The sequence below is a fragment of the Sneathiella limimaris genome (assembly GCF_012932565.1).
Classification (GTDB): domain Bacteria; phylum Pseudomonadota; class Alphaproteobacteria; order Sneathiellales; family Sneathiellaceae; genus Sneathiella; species Sneathiella limimaris.
Genome location: NZ_JABBYJ010000003.1, coordinates 1 through 16,132, shown reverse-complemented (window position 1 = coordinate 16,132; position 16,132 = coordinate 1). Strand labels below are relative to the sequence as shown.

Annotated in this window: 17 protein-coding genes and 1 riboswitch; of the genes, 10 read left to right on the top strand and 7 right to left on the bottom strand. The window is 46.3% G+C overall.

Annotated elements, in window-relative coordinates:
• The first annotated feature begins 13 nt into the window (after positions 1 to 13).
• From HH301_RS15775 to HH301_RS15760, 4 genes are all read left to right on the top strand, one after another.
• Positions 14 to 1,159, top strand: coding sequence for an acyl-CoA dehydrogenase family protein (locus HH301_RS15775; protein WP_169570005.1), 1,146 nt, complete (start codon positions 14 to 16; stop codon positions 1,157 to 1,159).
• A 131-nt stretch (positions 1,160 to 1,290) separates the two neighbouring features.
• Positions 1,291 to 1,839, top strand: a complete 549-nt coding sequence (locus HH301_RS15770) for a biotin transporter BioY (protein ID WP_169570004.1) — start codon at positions 1,291 to 1,293, stop codon at positions 1,837 to 1,839.
• A gap of 23 nt (positions 1,840 to 1,862) precedes the next feature.
• On the top strand, positions 1,863 to 2,540 hold the full coding sequence (locus tag HH301_RS15765; protein WP_169570003.1) for an energy-coupling factor ABC transporter ATP-binding protein: 678 nt from the start codon (positions 1,863 to 1,865) through the stop codon (positions 2,538 to 2,540).
• The gene (locus tag HH301_RS15760) at positions 2,537 to 3,154 is read left to right on the top strand and encodes an energy-coupling factor transporter transmembrane component T family protein (RefSeq protein ID WP_169570002.1); all 618 of its coding nucleotides are present in this window, start codon (positions 2,537 to 2,539) and stop codon (positions 3,152 to 3,154) included. The genes HH301_RS15765 and HH301_RS15760 overlap by 4 nt, the downstream gene beginning before the upstream one ends.
• An 11-nt stretch (positions 3,155 to 3,165) precedes the next feature.
• Here the strand turns inward: HH301_RS15760 and HH301_RS15755 are convergent, their stop codons facing one another.
• The gene (locus HH301_RS15755) at positions 3,166 to 3,642 is read right to left on the bottom strand and encodes a VOC family protein (protein ID WP_169570001.1); all 477 of its coding nucleotides are present in this window, start codon (positions 3,640 to 3,642) and stop codon (positions 3,166 to 3,168) included.
• 172 nt (positions 3,643 to 3,814) lie between these two features.
• Between HH301_RS15755 and speD the strand changes: the two genes are divergently transcribed.
• Entirely contained in the window at positions 3,815 to 4,240 is a 426-nt protein-coding gene (speD, locus tag HH301_RS15750) for an adenosylmethionine decarboxylase (protein WP_169570000.1), read from the top strand.
• Complete coding sequence (gene speE / locus HH301_RS15745; protein WP_169569999.1) at positions 4,237 to 5,094, top strand: polyamine aminopropyltransferase; 858 nt, start codon at positions 4,237 to 4,239, stop codon at positions 5,092 to 5,094. The genes speD and speE overlap by 4 nt, the downstream gene beginning before the upstream one ends.
• A gap of 3 nt (positions 5,095 to 5,097) precedes the next feature.
• Here the strand turns inward: speE and HH301_RS15740 are convergent, their stop codons facing one another.
• Both HH301_RS15740 and HH301_RS15735 read right to left on the bottom strand, forming a co-directional pair.
• Complete coding sequence (locus HH301_RS15740) at positions 5,098 to 6,573, bottom strand: L-serine ammonia-lyase (protein WP_169569998.1); 1,476 nt, start codon at positions 6,571 to 6,573, stop codon at positions 5,098 to 5,100.
• Positions 6,574 to 6,713: 140 nt separating this feature from the next.
• Positions 6,714 to 6,801: riboswitch (glycine riboswitch) on the bottom strand.
• Positions 6,802 to 6,926: 125 nt separating this feature from the next.
• Positions 6,927 to 8,066 carry an alanine racemase gene (locus HH301_RS15735; protein WP_169569997.1) on the bottom strand — a complete coding sequence of 380 codons (1,140 nt, stop codon included), beginning with the start codon at positions 8,064 to 8,066 and terminating at the stop codon, positions 6,927 to 6,929.
• A 108-nt stretch (positions 8,067 to 8,174) separates the two neighbouring features.
• On the opposite strand from HH301_RS15735, the gene HH301_RS15730 reads away from it, so the two are divergent.
• The gene (locus tag HH301_RS15730) at positions 8,175 to 9,347 is read left to right on the top strand and encodes a glycosyltransferase (RefSeq protein ID WP_169569996.1); all 1,173 of its coding nucleotides are present in this window, start codon (positions 8,175 to 8,177) and stop codon (positions 9,345 to 9,347) included.
• Positions 9,348 to 9,390: 43 nt separating this feature from the next.
• Here the strand turns inward: HH301_RS15730 and HH301_RS15725 are convergent, their stop codons facing one another.
• The gene (locus HH301_RS15725; protein WP_169569995.1) at positions 9,391 to 9,741 is read right to left on the bottom strand and encodes a hypothetical protein; all 351 of its coding nucleotides are present in this window, start codon (positions 9,739 to 9,741) and stop codon (positions 9,391 to 9,393) included.
• A gap of 940 nt (positions 9,742 to 10,681) precedes the next feature.
• The gene (locus HH301_RS15720) at positions 10,682 to 11,881 is read right to left on the bottom strand and encodes an acyl-CoA dehydrogenase family protein (protein ID WP_169569994.1); all 1,200 of its coding nucleotides are present in this window, start codon (positions 11,879 to 11,881) and stop codon (positions 10,682 to 10,684) included.
• Positions 11,882 to 11,984: 103 nt separating this feature from the next.
• On the opposite strand from HH301_RS15720, the gene HH301_RS15715 reads away from it, so the two are divergent.
• The gene (locus HH301_RS15715; RefSeq protein ID WP_169569993.1) at positions 11,985 to 12,896 is read left to right on the top strand and encodes a LysR family transcriptional regulator; all 912 of its coding nucleotides are present in this window, start codon (positions 11,985 to 11,987) and stop codon (positions 12,894 to 12,896) included.
• Here HH301_RS15715 and HH301_RS15710 read toward each other — a convergent pair.
• Positions 12,893 to 13,393: a GNAT family N-acetyltransferase gene (locus HH301_RS15710; protein WP_169569992.1), complete on the bottom strand. Its 501-nt coding sequence runs from the start codon at positions 13,391 to 13,393 to the stop codon at positions 12,893 to 12,895. The two genes, HH301_RS15715 and HH301_RS15710, sit on opposite strands and share 4 nt — an antisense overlap.
• A gap of 79 nt (positions 13,394 to 13,472) precedes the next feature.
• On the opposite strand from HH301_RS15710, the gene rsmI reads away from it, so the two are divergent.
• Positions 13,473 to 14,204: a 16S rRNA (cytidine(1402)-2'-O)-methyltransferase gene (rsmI, locus tag HH301_RS15705; protein WP_169569991.1), complete on the top strand. Its 732-nt coding sequence runs from the start codon at positions 13,473 to 13,475 to the stop codon at positions 14,202 to 14,204.
• Between the two features lie 110 nt (positions 14,205 to 14,314).
• Positions 14,315 to 14,746: a CBS domain-containing protein gene (locus HH301_RS15700; RefSeq protein ID WP_169569990.1), complete on the top strand. Its 432-nt coding sequence runs from the start codon at positions 14,315 to 14,317 to the stop codon at positions 14,744 to 14,746.
• A 6-nt stretch (positions 14,747 to 14,752) separates the two neighbouring features.
• Here HH301_RS15700 and HH301_RS15695 read toward each other — a convergent pair whose 3' ends face one another.
• Positions 14,753 to 15,655, bottom strand: coding sequence for a patatin-like phospholipase family protein (locus HH301_RS15695; RefSeq protein WP_169569989.1), 903 nt, complete (start codon positions 15,653 to 15,655; stop codon positions 14,753 to 14,755).
• Between the last annotated feature and the right edge of the window lie 477 nt (positions 15,656 to 16,132).

Sequence of the window (16,132 nt, the reverse complement as noted above, 5' to 3'; positions counted from 1 at the left end):
AGGATATAAAAAAATGACAAAAGGTGCGTATTTCAGTGAAGAACACTTAATGCTTCGGGATCAAGTGCGACGATTTGTGACTGAAGAGGTTTTACCTTATGGCGATCAATGGGAAGTCGATGGGGTAACACCGAGATCTGTCATTAAGAAGATGGGGGAACTTGGGTTTCTTGGTATTCAGTATGACCCTGAATATGGGGGAGCAGGCCTTGATGTCTTGGCGAGTGCGATTTACGCGGAAGAGCTTGGAAAGTCTTCTTATGGTGGCTTTGCAATAACAGCCCTTGTTCATACGGACATGGCTTCTCCCCATCTGGCGAATGCAGGTACTGAAGACCAAAAGGCTAAATATATGCCCGATATTATTGCGGGAAACATTGTGACAGCTGTTGCGGTGACAGAACCTGATGCGGGCTCAGATGTAGCTGGTATCAAAACCAGGGCGACGCAAGATGGAGATTATTGGGTTCTAAACGGAACCAAGATGTTTATCACAAACGGCGTTCACGCAGATCTTTATTTTGTCGCAGCAAAAACAGACCTGCAGGCAAAAGGATCGCGCGGGATTACAATTTTCATCATTGAAAAAGGAACCGAGGGGTTCACTGTCGGGAGGTCTCTGAACAAGATGGGATGGCGATCTTCTGACACAGCGGAGCTAGTATTCGATAATGTCCGCATTCACAAGGATAATATCCTTGGGGAAGTTAATCGGGGCTTTTATGCGATCATGCAAAATTTCCAGAATGAGCGGACAGTCTTGGGAGCTCAAGCCTTGGGTGAATGTCAAAAGGCGTTGGAAATAACTTTGCAATATGTGAAAGACCGCAAAGCCTTCGGTAAAACGTTGTGGGATAAGGAAGCAATTCGTCAGCGATTATCGATGCGTCAGGCTGAGGTCGCGGCGGGGCAGCAGCTCCTTTATCATGCAGCATGGATGGATGCTCAAGGGATAGAGTGCGTTAAAGAAGTTTCCATGGTTAAAGCTTATTGCGGAGAGTTGGTAAACAAGGTTATGTATGATTGCCAGCAGTTTCATGGTGGATTTGGCTATATGCGGGAAGCTGCTATTGAACGTATGGTGAGGGATGCCCGGGTTCAGTCTATTGGTGGCGGGGCGACGGAGGTTATGTTGGAAGAGATTGCCAAGCGGTCCTAGCTTCTTGAACTTCAGCCGTCACAAAAAAACCGAAAACAAGCTGGACATTCCGGGGAATGGGCGTTTAAAACCGGCCATATTTTATTTATACCCCCGGTAATTTACCGCAAAAGAATAAAGGCGTCGTTTCAATGACAACCAAAGATATTGTTTATATCGCACTTTTTGCTGCGCTAATGGCGGCACTCGGTGTTGTCCCACCTGTTCCCGCTTCTGCATTTGGTGTTCCCATTACTGCTCAGTCATTGGGTCCAATGTTGGCTGGTGGTATCCTAGGGGCGAAGCGAGGCGGCCTTTCTATGCTGTTATTTGTCGTGTTGGTTGCGGTTGGATTACCCCTTCTATCCGGTGGTCGTGGCGGACTAGCCGTATTCGCTGGTGCGAGCGGTGGTTTCGTTATTGGGTTTATTGCTGCATCATTTGTTGTTGGAATCATTGTCGAACGGTTCTGGCAAAACTTGAATATGGTTCATGTGGCTTTTGCTTCAGTGATAGGTGGCATCATTGTGCTCTACGGTTTTGGCGTGCCCTGGTGGTCAATTTCAGCTCAGGTTCCAATGCTTGATGTCTTAAAAGGATCCATGGTCTTTATCCCGGGTGATTTGATTAAAGCGGGTCTAGCTACAGCTATTATCCTGGTGACCAAAAAATCCTATCCGTTGATTACTAAAGTTGCCTAAAGCCCGATAGGTAATTCAGATCTATGATTAAACTTGAGAATGTAAATGTCTCGCTAGATGGACGGGACATTTTGCACTCAATAACAACTGATTTGCAGGAGCAGCGGATCGGGATTATCGGCCTCAATGGATCCGGCAAGAGTACCTTCGCCCGTTTACTAAATGGCTTACAACTTCCTTCCTTGGGCACTGTTTCTGTTGATGGATTTGATACAAGGCAGCAGGGAAATCGAGCCCGAGCCAGAGTAGGTTTTGTCTTTCAAAATCCAGACAATCAGATTGTGTATCCAATCGTTCGGGAAGATTTGGCTTTTGGCTTGAAGAATATTGGCCTTTCCAAAACTGAAGCCCAAAGTTTAATAGATCAGACTTTGAGGGACTATAAGCTTGAGCATCTAGCTGACCGGCTAACCCATCAGTTAAGTGGCGGCGAAAAACAGATGATTGCCCTTTTGGGTGTGTTGGTCATGAGGCCAAATTATCTTGTGCTGGATGAGCCCACGACGCTCCTGGATTTGAGAAATAAGAAACGTCTCATGGAACATGTGCAAGAACTTTCTCAGCGAGTGATTATGGTAACTCACGATCTTGAGCTGTTGGAAAGTTTTGATCGGGTAATCTGTATTCATGAAGGCGGCATTTACGCAGATGGGCCCCCTGAGGTGGTTCTTGGAGCCTACGAGGAGCTCTGCGCTCAATGACAGGATTTTTTTACCCCGCAAATTCGATCATCCATAAATTACCTGCAGGATTAAAATTAGTTTTTCTTGTGGTGTTGGGAACTCTGATATTCCAGGTCGAGCGCCTTGACGTTCTGATCGGGTTGCTCGGGGTGATCGCTTTGCTGGTAATTGCTGCCAAGCTCCCCCTGAAAATTGTATGGCGTCAGTTGAAACCAGCTATCTGGGTGTTGGCGTTTATTTTTGCAATTCAGTTTTTGATGATCGGGTGGGAAGTCGCGACCTTCATTGTTCTCAGATTTGCTGTTCTAATTTTGGCGGCTGGAATTGTCACAGTAACGACAAAGGTCTCAGACCTGGTCGCAGCGATCGAAACTGTCTTAAGGCCATTTCGCAAATGGGTCTCTCCTGAAAAAGTGAGTATGGCCATTACGCTGGCAATCCGGTTTATACCCTTACTGGCGTCTATCACTGAAGAGGTGAGGGCAGCTCAAAAAGTGCGTGGTAACGACCGCAATATGTTGGCCATTTTGGTGCCCGTCATTGTCAGGACGCTGAAAATGGCGACAGAAGTTGCCGAAGCGTTAGATGCAAGATCGTTTGGCGCTAAGGCAACTCACCGCGTCACAAAATAAGACGCATTGTCTTATCCCGCTTGTTCAGCTGTCCAGGCAGCCAACACATCTTTGGCTTCAGCTTTTTTATCCTCTGAATGTTGTGGCTCCACGGGGGCTGTCAGCTCAATAACGTAGCCATTGGGATCACGGAAATAAATTGACTTGATAAAACCATGATCGGCAACTCCGCGGGTTTCAATTCCGGCGGCTTTACCTTTTTCAAACATAGCCATCATGTCATCCATTGTGACTTCCAGAGCGATATGCAGGTCATAATCATGCTGATCTTTAAATTCGAACGGACTGTGTGGGACTTCAAAAAAGGCAAGTGCTGACCCATCATCCAGTTGATAAAAACTGTGCAATGCCTTTGTTTCTCTGCCAGTTTTACTCTCTTTAATTTCGAAAGCCCGAACGAGCGGTAGACCCAGGAAGTCTTCGTAGAACTTTCGGGTTTCCTCTGAGCTTCGACAGCGATAGGCGTTGTGATGTAGTCCCTTGATCATATTCTTGTGTGTCCTTTTTCTACTCTCACCCCACTCTAATGTGAGGTCTAAGGACCTGACGGTCAAGGTCGGCTCCGTATGAGATGACTTTTTCCCTTGAGTTTAAGGTTGTTTTTCGTCATAACGCGCCCACAAATCTATACTGAGCAATAACGCCAGGGGCGAGGTCAGGATGTCCAAAATTACAGAATTTACCCCTCTTGCCCAGCCTGTAAGCCGGGATGATAAGCCGGACTACTTTGTCGAGCGGGATGGCCTGGTTTTTGCCGGCACTCATTTGATTGTGGATCTATGGCAGGCTGAGCATCTTAATGACTCTGCATTGATCGAAAAAACTTTGCGAAATTGTATCAGTGCCGCTAATGCAACGCTGCTGCATTTTCACATTCATGCTTTCGAGCCTAATGGCTTGTCGGGCGTTGCGGTCTTGGCTGAGAGCCATATCACATTCCACAGCTGGCCAGATCAGGGTTACATGGCACTGGATATTTTTATGTGCGGTAAGGCTGAACCTCATAAATGTATTCCGATCCTAAAAGCCGCTTTCAATCCGGGATCAGTTCAGATCAGTGATCTGAAAAGAGGGGTCGTGGGATGATTGAAGTTTTTGACGAAGACCTGCACGCAGGTGTCAATCTGGCCCTCGAAGTAGGAGAAATTCTTTATCGGGAAAAGACTGAGCACCAAGATCTCATGATTTTTGAAAATAATCGGTTCGGCCGGGTGATGTCTTTGGATGGCGCTGTTCAAACGACAGAGCATGACGAGTTTATTTATCATGAGATGTTCGCCCATGTCCCGATGCTTGCTCATGGGAAAGTGGAAAGGGTCCTCATCATCGGTGGTGGAGATGGCGGTGCAGCTTGCCAAGTGCTGAAGCATAAGACCGTTAAAGCTACTCTAGTTGATATTGACCGAACAGTTATTGATCTATCAGCTAAATACATGCCGACGGTCAGTGATGGTGCTTTTGATGACCCCCGCCTTGAGATTATCGTGGCGGATGGCTGCCAATTTGTGAAGGATACGGATCAGAAATGGGACGTGATCATTATTGACTCCACAGACCCTCACGGTCCGGGTGAAGTTCTGTACTCAGCCGAGTTTTATGCAGATTGTAAAACCTGCCTGACTGATGGTGGTGTGATTGTGACTCAAAATGGGGTTCCTTTTGTGCAAGGAGAGGAACTTCGCAATAGCTATGACCGGTTGGGTGCCCTGTTTGCAGATGTGAGTTTCTACATGGCCGCAATTCCCAGCTATGTTGGTGGCGCACTTGCTTTTGGCTGGGCAACGGATAATAAGGATCTTAGAAAAATCGAAACCGGTAAATTAGCGGAAAGATTTTTGGATGCGGATATAGAAACGGGATACTACAGTCCAGAAATTCATCAGGCTGCTTTCGTGCTTCCCTATTTCGTTCAAAAAATTCTTACGGCCGAAAAAGATTAGACGCTAGCACTCCACGACGTTTACGGCGAGCCCACCTTGAGAGGTCTCTTTATACTTGCTGAGCATGTCTATTCCGGTTTGCCGCATTGTTTCGATCACTTCATCAAGAGACACGACATGTGTTCCATCCCCCGCTAGTGCCAAGCGCGCAGCATTAATAGCTTTCATTGCGCCCATGGTGTTTCTTTCAATACACGGTATCTGGACCAGGCCACCGATTGGATCACAGGTCAAACCTAAGTTATGTTCCATGCCGATTTCAGCCGCATTCTCGACCTGCTCATTGGTGCCGCCAAGTACAGCCGTCAATGCACCTGCCGCCATGGAACAGGCTACACCAACTTCCCCCTGGCATCCAACTTCAGCTGCAGAAATTGAGGCCCGTTTTTTATAAATTGAGCCGATCGCAGCCGCAGTTAAAAGGAAGTTACGGGTACCGTCTTCTGTGACGCCGGGGCAAAATCGTTGGTAATATTTAAGCACGGCGGGGATAACGCCAGCCGCCCCATTGGTTGGTGCTGTAACAACACGGCCGCCGGCCGCGTTTTCCTCGTTCACAGCTAACGCATAGAGGTTGACCCAATCTAATACAGTTAGCGGATCTCGTGAGGCCCGTTCAGGGTTTGCCATGAGCTCTTTGTAAAGAGACGATGCGCGCCTTTTGACATCCAGCCCGCCAGGCAAAATGCCTTCAGTGTCGCACCCTCTCTGAATGCAGTTGATCATTGCCGAAGATACACGATCTAGAAACTCGTTTGTCTCATCTTCACTGCGCCAAGCGGTTTCATTTTCTTTCATGATCTCTGCTATGGTCAGATTTTTTTCTTTCCCGATTTTCAAAAGCTCAGCGGCTGAAGTGAACGGATGGGGGAGTTGAATGTTGTGGCCGCGAGTTTCGGATCTATCTCCTTCATCATGAGAGACCACATATCCGCCACCTACAGAGAAATAGTCTTTCTCTGCGAGCAGTTCGCCAGCCTCTGAATAGGCATAAAAGCGCATTCCATTTGAATGTTCTTCCAGAATTTGATCTTTCAGGAAGAGAAGGTGATCCGCTTCGTAAAAGGTAATTTCTTTCTGGCCACCCAAAGGGAGCAGATGATTGGTGCGAATTGCATTGATTTTGGTATCAATGCTCTCAGGATCAATTTTTGAAGGTGCTTCACCACTCAATCCAAGAAGAATGGCGATATCCGTCCCATGGCCATGACCGGTTAAGGCGAGAGAGCCGTAGAGTTCAACGATAATGCGCGAACAATCGTTTATCAGGTTTGATGCAATTAATAGATCAGCGAAGCGTCTGCCCGCGCGCATAGGTCCGACTGTGTGGGAAGATGACGGACCTATTCCTATTGTGTAAAGATCAGTAACACTGATATTGACTTCAAGCTGAGAGGTTGGAACCGGTGTTGGATCCCGGAACTGTCTTGGTACAACGGGTGTTACATTTCCAAGGCCAGTTTTTTTAATCTTCGTCATCAAGGCATCCCTTCCAGCTCGCAGCACGATATGTGCTTCGGTTTAGATGCCCCCTCTGTCCATGGACCTGAAAGATTACCGGCGAGCCGGGTACCTCTTCGGTGGAGCTTATTCCCATAAAGCTCTCTCTCCAGAGTCCTGAATTCCTGGCCGTACATTTGCCTGAGAGTTTCCGGGGCGGTTGCTCCTTCGGCGCCGGATCAAACCGGTCTCTCCCACCAGAAATATGCAGGTTGTCAATTATTGACTTTGCATCAGGCTATGCATCCCCTCGGAAGCAGTCAAGTGAATATAACTCGAAGAGCTGGGGCCTTTCGCTCCAGAAACGACACTTCAGTGTCGCGATGCGAAAACTACCATCCGTTACATCTTGTCCAATAATCCACAATTTTCTGGTCAGACCCTAGCACATGATAGCCTGGATAGGCCGCTGCTGTAATGCAGGCGTGGTTAGGAAGAATGCGTAATTGATGCCCAATAGGTAAATCGTCAAATGATACTGATGTAAAGTCCAAGGAAATAAGGCCATGCTCCTGATTGCAGCTGGTCACAAATAAATCCGGGAACGGGACACCTGTTTTTCCATCACATACCAAACCAAAATGGACATTCCCATGACGGTTTGGTTTTCCGGGGTCTGCAGATAACGCAAGACTTCCTGCATCGATCAAAACCCTGTTTTCTGATCTATTATGACTGATCACAGTGGCAAGAACGCTGACAGCAATGTCTGACACCTCGCAGACATTTAGCGCTTCCATAACCATGTCTTGAAACACAAACACGCCAACCCGGACTTCTGTTATTCCCTCCAGGTTTTCGGCGAAAGTAATAGAGGGGGTGGATCCCATACTGACAATTGAGCAGTCTATCCCGGCTGAACGGATTTGTGTTGCTGCTGTAACAACTGCGCTTCTCTCGATTTCAGCAAAGTCTTTAAGTTCTTCAATTGATTTTGCGGCGTAAGAGCCACCACCGTGGGTCATCACACCTGCAAAGGACAAGCCTTTCATTTGAGTTAGTAGCTGAGCCAGATCTATAATCTTTGGATCGGTTGGTTTGAGGCCCGCCCGCTTGCCATCACAGTCGATTTCAATGAGGCAAGGGAATGAGCATTGGAGTTCTTGGCAAACTGCCTCAGTGGTTTTTGCACCTTCCAGATCACTTGTGATTAGAACTATATTCGCCCCCTTATCCTGAAGGGCTTTAAGTCGTCGTAACTTATTGGGGACAATTGAAACGGCGTAGAGAATATCTCGATATCCGCCGTCGAAAAAATACTCTGCCTCAGTTACTGTTGAAACAGTAATAGGCGTATCGTCGCCGGGCTCAGCAACGAGCCGAGCGACATCCATAGATTTACAGGTTTTCAGATGTGGCCGCAGCGAAACTCCCATTGGCTCGATTTTCCGTTGCATTCGTTGGATATTTTGCTTTGTTTTTTCCAGGTCCAACAGAAGGGTTGGACTTTCCAATTCAGTCAGGTTCTTCATATTACATAACTTTCTCGGCTTTGGAGGTCTCTTGCTTTTCCCGATAATCAATGATTGAATCTCTTCGGTAAAGTCTTTGACTTAACTGGGCAAGAATTTGGGGGCATTTTGGGATTAGTTCTGTTTGGATCAGAGTTTGGCGCAAATTTGGGCCATGTATATCCGATGTTGCGATTGGCCGATCAGTTAGAAAGACAAGGGCATGAGATCGTTTTTGCTGTTCGAAACCTGGTTCAATCCAAAAAAGCGATTGGGGATAGGCCCTATAAAGTAGTTCAAGCTCCCTTCTGGAGTAACCCGACATCCGAAAAGATTAAGCATTTAGCAACGCCATCTTATGCAGATGTGATGGCGCGGCAAGGGTTCGGTTTCAGAGAGATTTTCGCTGCTTATCTAAGCGGTTGGTGTGATCTTATAGATTTTGTGAAACCAGATGTAATTATTGCTGATCATAGCCCAACGCTGAGCATGTCAGCCAGGGGCCGGTATCCGCTTATAAACATTGGAAACGGATTCACGCTTCCTCCTTCGCATCTTCCTGAATTTCCTGCAGTAATCGCAAAAGGGAAACCCATTGTTTCTCAGAAAGCATTGATGGATTCCCTTAATTCTGTCTTGAAAGAGAATGGATGCAAACAGTTGACTGTCTTGCCCGAAATTTTTGATGCTGACGGCCAGTTTGTGTGCACGGTCCCGCAATTAGATCCCTATGACCGTTTTCGGCAACAGCCTCAAGTCGGGCCGTTAGAGGAATGTCTAAAACCTGCTGCCTTTCCCTCTGAACCTCAAGTTTTTCTCTACATGGCCCATGAGGCTGGTAGGGATAACTTTATACTGGAGTCGCTAAAGTCCCTTCATGTTAAGGCAACGGTATATCTGCGAGATGCGGCCTCAGCTGTGCGTCAAAAGTATCAAAGCGATAAGATCACTATGCTTGATAGGCCTGGGGATCTCACGAAGATCTTGCCCAACAGTTCCTTGGTCATTCATTCAGGGGGCGCTGGTCTCTCGACCTCATGTTTGATGACAGGGCGGCCGCAAATCACGTTCCCCAATCATTCGGAAACCGCGTTAAACAGTTTCCTTATGGCTCGCCATGGCGTGGCGCTAGCAATTAAGCAAACGATAGAAAAAGCAAAGTTTACAAAACTTCTGGAAAAGGCATTGGTGAATGAGCAGGCTCGTGCGAATTCAAAGGGCGTGTCTGAGATGTTAGCGATGGGCAATTGGACACAAGGACGCCAAACTGTGATTGAGAAGGTTAACAGTCTTATGACCTGACGTATACGGTGGCGAACTGCCACCGTTGCCAAGCTCTGCTGATCTACTTAGTGCCGTATTTGAGAACCCAAAACGGAAGTAAGGCGGCCACTTCTTTGCTGCAGCCATCCAACTCGATTGCCATTTGTTTGCTCTTTAGATCGATACGGACTATGCGGCCTGCGAAGCGACAGATTTCTGGTGATTGATTAGGACCAAAAGTTCCAGACACATCGCTATCTAGATCTACACCCTTGATCAAACCGTCAATGAGCAGACCGTTTAGAGACCAGTTTACCGTCGTGTAATATGTTCCATCAATCTCTACCTGAAGGACTGGGTTGGAAACCCGATAGGAGTCCCGCTGCTCAAAACGATTTGGTACTGATTGGTTGAGTTGGGGTGTGTGAAGCACTTCTTCCTCCATGAATAAAATTACATGCCACACTCTTTGCAGTCTTCGTGCCAATCGTAGCCCGGTTGCATCATTTTCCTTTGTTTGTGCTGTCGGAAGTAGGTGAAACCTTTTGAACTCAAAGATTTGAGTGGGATTCTCTATCTCTGACCGATCGACGGAAACGATGCAGACGGATCTGTAACTAAAGTAACGTGGGTAAAAACTATCTTGATCTATCTAGGCCAATTTTGCCGCGCGGCAAGTTTATGCCGGTTAGATGTAAGTTGGGGAGGGCGAGAAATCAGAGTAAAAACATTCATGAATGATAGAATCAATGAAAAAGTACAGTTTTGCTGAGTTTTGGAATGTTGAGATACACTTTATTGTGGTGAAATAAGATTTCTTATCCCTCTTATATAGAAAAATTGACCAGATGGTTAGAAAATCAGGTTTGAATTTATTGGAAAATTTATAATTGGATTTGGGTAACTAAATGTATGAAAAATAGAGTGTTTCGGTAATTGAATTGCTTGAAGGGTTAAAAAATGATGAAATGTCAAAAATGACAATTTGTCATTTCGAAAAAACATTGTTAATATCGGAACCAGATCAACGAACTGGGCGGAAAGACTCGGGATTGGTCAAAACTGTCTCCTATTTCTCTTTGAGAGGAAACTGTCAGTGATTTGGAAGGTGTCTTGTTGCAAGACAGAGGCAAGCAGTCCGATGCCTTATCTTCCAAAAAGATCCGTAACTGTGCTGCATTATCAGCAGAACCTGTTTCCGGATTGAAATAATAAGATGCCAAGGCCTAGGCATAAATAAAAATAAAATGGCCTGACGATCTGGAAACCCTTGTCCACTAGGACAAGGGTTTTTTCTTTTATTGTTATTGTGCAGAATAAAAAAGGGCTCCGAAGAGCCCTTTTATCGGATCATGTTTTTGGAACAGAGGGTCTTATTGACCGTATCTTTGAATGATCTGTTTTCCAAGAGAGTTCATGTGAACCTGATCAGGTCCATCCGCAAAGCGAATGGTACGGGCGTAAGCGAACGCTTCTGCCAAAAATGTGTCTTGGCTAAGACCCATTGCACCGTGAGCCTGCATGGCTCTATCAATGACAGTCTGAGCCATAGTGGGAGCAACGATTTTAATCATGGCGATGATGTCTTTTGCATCTTTATAGGTACCGCGATCCATTTTCTCTGCTGCAGAGAAGGTGAGGAGACGGGCTTGCTCAATCTCGCATATAGATTTGGCAATATCTTCACGAATTGAGCCTTGCTCACTCAGCTTTTTGCCAAATGCGACGCGGCTTTCAACCCGCTGACACATGAGTTCGAGCGCACGTTGTGCACACCCAATCAGTCGCATGCAATGATGAATTCGACCAGGGCCTAACCTTCCCTGAGCGATGGCAAAACCGCCACCTTCTTCCCCAATTAGATTACTGACAGGAACGCGGACATCTTTAAAGTCTATTTCGGCATGCCCGTGAGGCGCGTCATCAGAGCCAAAAACTTTCATTGGACGAATAATGGTAACACCAGGTGTGTCTCTGGGAACAAGGATTTGGGATTGTTGTTGATGCCTAGCTGCATCAGGATTTGTTTTCCCCATGAGGATAAAGATTTTACATCTCGGATCGGGCGCACCACTGATCCACCATTTGCGACCGTTGATGACATATTCGTCACCATCACGAACAATAGAGCACTCAATATTGGTAGCATCAGATGAAGCCACAGCAGGTTCGGTCATTGCGAAGGCGGAGCGAATTTCACCGTTCAAAAGTGGAATAAGCCACTTTTCCTTTTGTTCCTCCGTACCGTAGCGCGCTAACACTTCCATATTTCCTGTGTCAGGTGCGCTACAGTTAAAGCATTCGGCTCCAATCTGTGAGCGTCCCATAAGTTCAGCGAGAGGCGCATATTCCCGATTGGTGAGGCCTGAGCCATACTCATCAAATTCAGCCAAAAAGAGATTCCAAAGGCCTTGGGATTTAGCTTTTTCTTTTAGCTCTTCCATAATTGGCGGGATGCTCCACCGATCACCGGAATTCTCAACATGATCATGGTACGCAGCTTCAGCTGCATAAACATGTTCATTCATAAAGGCTTCTACACGTAATTTTAGGTCTTCAGCTTTACTGCTCATCGTGTTCCTCTTTTGGAATTGAAATTGCGAGCAGTATATTGCTGTCAAATCCATAAATAAAATTTATACTAGTTATATATAAGTATTGATAAAGTGAATAATTATGGATTTACAGAAAATCGATTTGAACTTGTTTCCAGTCTTTCAGGTGATTTATGAAACCGGAAGCATCACGCGAGCGGCAGAGCAATTAAATAAAAGTCAGCCCGCCGTCAGCAATGCTTTGGCGCGACTTCGGGATCTGGTCGATGACCCTCTTTTTATTCATGTTGATAAAAGGATGAACCCCACTGCTAGAGCCGAGGAGCTTATCGGGCCTATCCGAGGTGCTTTGAAATTGATGCAGGGCTCAATAAGAGAAGAGCAGGAATTCAGCCCAATACGTGCAGAAAAAGTAGTCAGGTTAAGTGCTGGTGATATCGCTGAAACCATTATTGTTCCAGAGTTTGTTAAGCGATTGAGAGCTGAGGCACCAAACTTGTCGGTTCAGGTTTTTCAGTTGGAACGTGTCAGTATTCCAACGAAGCTTGCGGCCAATGAAGTGGATTTTGCGATTGATATCCCAATGCCACTAGAGGAAAATATTCACCAAATTCCATTAATGCAGGATCATCAAGTTTGTGCTGTATCTCATAATCATCCACTGGCAAGCCAAACGTCTTTGGATCTTGATGACTTCTTATCATGTGAACATATCCATGTATCTTATCGGCGAAGAGGGGGCGGCGTCGCGGATATTGGGCTTGGCAGGCTAGGGAAGATCCGAAAGCGGGTGGTTCGGTTGCAACACCATCAAGCGGCGTTTGCTATGTTAGATAATACAGACCTGGTTTTGGCAGCTCCTTCAAAGTTGGCGGCTCTTTACAATTGCAAAATATTCCCACTTCCTTTCCCTGCTCCTTCATTGGACTTGCAGCTTTATTGGCATGCCCGCGCCGAAAATTCCAAGCTACATGCTTGGCTTAAGTCTCAGTTGATTGCAGCGGCAGAAGCTATTTTGGTGAAAGAAAGTTAAGCTAATCCATCAAACGCTTTCGCATAGTTGATTTTGGCTCGCTCCAAACCTTTTGGAAGTTCTGTGAGAGGCAGATACATAAAGTAGGGTCCGCTGAAAGGGCATATAAAGTCTTTAGCTGCTGACGTTGAAAATCCAAATCTTTGATAGAAATTTGGCTCGCCCAGCACAAAGATCCCACTCCAGTTTTGGGCTTGTGAATATTTAATTGCGTGACGGATTAATAAGCTGGCAATTCCCTGCCTTCGGTTGTTTTTATCGATAGAAATTGGGGCCATCCCTAAAGCCGGAAACGGAGCTCGCATGCGTGAGAGTACGAGATGACCGATTAACTGATGGTTCCTGGTTGCGCCAAGTGAAAGGACGACATCTTTATCGTTTTCTAATTGGAGAACCAAATTTGCTTCGCTAATGGTTGGAAATTCCTGCTTATGGAGTTGGAAGATCTCCTCTGAGCGATCATTTTCAATGTTTGAAATTTTGATATCATTAGTCATCCCGGTTTTCTGATCCAATTAATAGGTTCCCCCACGCTTTTGGTTGCAGCATTGTCCCATAAAAGAGTATCACATCTGCATGGAAGATATGAATATTGCAGACGAGCCTACGCTCTTTTTAATCCCCACGCCCATTGGAAATCTGGAAGATCTGTCCTATCGAACCGTTAGGATACTGCAAGGGGTTGACGCTCTTGCCTGTGAAGATACCCGACATACCCGGAAGATTTTTGAACGGTATGAGTTGAATAGCCCGAAGATTATCTTTTCGTGTCATGCGCATAATGAAGAGCGAGCGGTTGGTCGCATCCTCTCGCTTTTACGGGATGGATACTCTGTTGGGCTCACTTCAGATGCAGGAGCGCCAGGAATTAGTGATCCGGGACAGCGGGCGGCGACCGCGTGTATTGAGAATGGGTTTCGAGTTGAAGCTTTGCCGGGACCGAGTGCTGTGATCACGGCTTTGATGGTTTCTGGGTTACCGATCCCAGCGTTCAGTTTTCTAGGGTTTCTTCCAAGGCGTCCAGGTCGTCAGCGCAAAGCCTTTGCTGCATATGCTGAAACGCCCGGGGCCATTGCTTTCTTTGAATCTCCTTTTCGGGTTTGTAAAATCTTGAAGATCGCGCAAGAAGTGCTAGGCAATCGGAAAGTAGCCGTCTGTGTAGAATTGACTAAGAAGTTTGAAAAAATACACAGGGGGACAATTGAAGACGTCATTCAGGATTTAGAAGGCCAGAAGATAAAGGGAGAAGTTACCATCGTCGTTGGTCCACCTGAAGATCGCGCTGATGAGGAAGATGCAGAAGACTAGTTCGATTTTGAACATCATTGCAAAACTCATATATTTGAGAAAACTGAATAATGGTGCTATTCTGGATTTCTGATTAAGTGTTACTTCCATCGATGGGTAGGAGGCCGGTAATGAACGTTGCGAGTATCTTGAAGGGAAAAGGTGGAAACATTATTACAGCTAAGGCGGATGATGAGATCTCTGCAGTTGCGGCCTTGCTGAAAGAGCATGGTATCGGTGCGGTCTTAGTCGTCGGTGAGGGGCAAGCACTTGAAGGTGTCATTTCTGAACGAGATATTGTTCGTGGATTGGCTGAAAGTGGGTCTGGGTGTTTGGGTAAAAAGGCATCAGAATTGATGACATCAAACGTTATCACCTGTTCCCCTGCAGATACAGTCGATGAAGTCATGTCCCTTATGACAACACGTCGAATCCGACATTTGCCTGTTATGGATGAAGGTGTGCTAAGTGGGTTCATCTCAATCGGTGATGTTGTGAAAAGTCGCATCGATGAAATTGAAACCGAAGCAGCTGCTATGCGGGACTATATCGCGACAGGCTAATCCACCTTAGGACAGCACTTTCAGTGCGTGGTGGAGAAAGGGAAGGGATCTTTCCACAGCGTGTTCACCTTCTCTGATCATCTCGTCGGCTTTGTCAAATTCCAAAAGACCCCGATGGGCAAGTCTTGGCGCGATTGTAACGTCAGGGGGATCGCCAGCCAATCGAGAGCGACTTAAGCGGTCCTGAACGATGTTGAGCGCGGACATCATCACACCAAACATGCTTGGCTCGGTTCCTTCTTTATCGAAGAAACGATGTTTCATGATGTTTATCGGTGACACTGCTGAGAGGAACCCTTCGTCAGATTCATCTGCACCAAGAGAGCTTTCATTTTCACCTACATTTGTCATTCCAAAGACATCTGCGTTCAAATTCACAGCAATTACCAGTCTCGCTCCTAAAGCACGGCAGACTGAAACTGGGACCGGGTTGGTAAGAGCGCCGTCAATTAGCCAGCGGCCATCTATCTGTTCAGGCGCAAACAGTCCTGGTAATGCATAAGAGGCGTTGATGGCGCTTCCCAAGTGCCCTTTTCGAACCCAGATCTCGTGACCTGTCCCAAGTTCGGTTGTAATGGCGGCAAAGGGGATCGGGAGATCTTCGATTTGTGTATCACCAATAGCATCGTCAATAAGTCGAAAAAGTTTACGCCCCGAAATCAGACTGCCACCTCGTAAACGAAGATCCAGAAAACGGAACAGGCTGATTCGTCCCAGGCTTCTGGCCCATTCTTCCAACTGTTCAAGTTCACCTGCTAAATACAGTCCACCTACCACCGCACCGATTGAGGTTCCGCAAATGAGGTCAGGTTTGATTCCTTCTTTTTCTAGGCGGCGAAGCACTCCAATATGGGCCCAGCCTCTTGCGACGCCACTTCCGAGTGCTATACCAATTCTTGGTGCCGCCATTTATATCTCCACTTGTATGGTCATTTTCCAAGGTTTCTGCGACCTTAGAACACTCTCGAATGGGGAAAAAGAAAAAAATCAATTTCAGGGCTTGACTGGAACACCTTTTTTGGAGATGTTTCGCCTCCCGCCACGGTGGGGGTCTGCAGAAAATTCTGCGGTTTTAATATTCGTTTTTTGTTGTACGTAAACTGCAAATTGGGTATATTGAAGTTTCCGCTTTTTATTTGAATTTTTCTGTTGACTTGGTTGCAAGCTGGAATATATAAGCTTGGCAACGACGCGGTCGAACGGTTCTGGTTTTCAGGAAGTCCGGCGCGTTTTTTTTGTCGAAGTTATTCGGCGGTTGATCTTTTACATTGTTGATAAGAAGAAGAGATGCGCGGGCGGCGATTGCTTGTGAATTTGTTGACGAGTTTTTGTTGTTGCAGCGTATCTTGATAGTTATGAAAGTAATTTGTCAGCGTGAATATGTGG